Source organism: Lactobacillus nasalidis, from assembly GCF_016587775.1.
Classification (GTDB): Bacteria; Bacillota; Bacilli; order Lactobacillales; family Lactobacillaceae; genus Lactobacillus; species Lactobacillus nasalidis.
The window spans coordinates 1-841 of sequence record NZ_BOCG01000012.1 but is presented as its reverse complement, the minus strand read 5'-3'; the positions used below and the strand labels follow the sequence as shown (position 1 = coordinate 841).

The window sequence follows — 841 nt, the reverse complement described above, 5'->3', positions numbered from 1 at the left end:
CTTTCAGACTTGACGCTTGAACGTGGTATCCAGCACCACGCGCTGCTAGCCTCCTGCGTCCCTCCATCGCTCATAACGATTCGGTGCAGTACAGGAATTTCAACCTGTTGTCCATCGACTACGCCTCTCGGCCTCGCCTTAGGTCCCGACTTACCCTGGGCGGACGAGCCTGCCCCAGGAAACCTTAGTCTTGCGGCGGACAGGATTCTCACCTGTCTTTCGTTACTCATACCGGCATTCTCACTTCTAGAAGCTCCACATGTCCTCTCGATCATGCTTCACCGCCGCTAGAACGCTCTCCTACCACGTGCAATAAATGCACATCCACAGTTTCGGTATCATGCTTAGCCCCGGTAAATTTTCGGCGCGGCGTCACTCGACTAGTGAGCTATTACGCACTCTTTGAATGATGGCTGCTTCTGAGCCAACGTCCTAGTTGTCTGCGCAACTCCACATCCTTTTCCACTTAGCATGAATTTTGGGACCTTAACTGGTGATCTGGGCTGTTTCCCTTTCGACTACGGATCTTATCACTCGCAGTCTGACTCCCGCACATAAATGTCTGGAATTCGCAGTTTATCTGGATTCAGTAACCCCTGACGGGCCCCTAGTCCAAACAGAGCTCTACCTCCAGCATCCTCTTTGCGAGGCTAGCCCTAAAGCTATTTCGGAGAGAACCAGCTATCTCCAAGTTCGTTTGGAATTTCACCGCTACCCACAACTCATCCCCGCAATTTTCAACTTACGTGGGTTCGGTCCTCCAGCGCGTTTTACCGCGCCTTCAACCTGGTCATGGGTAGGTCACTTGGTTTCGGGTCTGCATCAGCCAACTTCTCGCCCT

At 52.6% G+C, this 841-nt stretch carries 1 rRNA gene; it reads right to left on the bottom strand.

Annotated elements, in window-relative coordinates:
- Positions 1 to 841 (bottom strand): 23S ribosomal RNA (locus lacNas_RS00095); the annotation flags it as partial.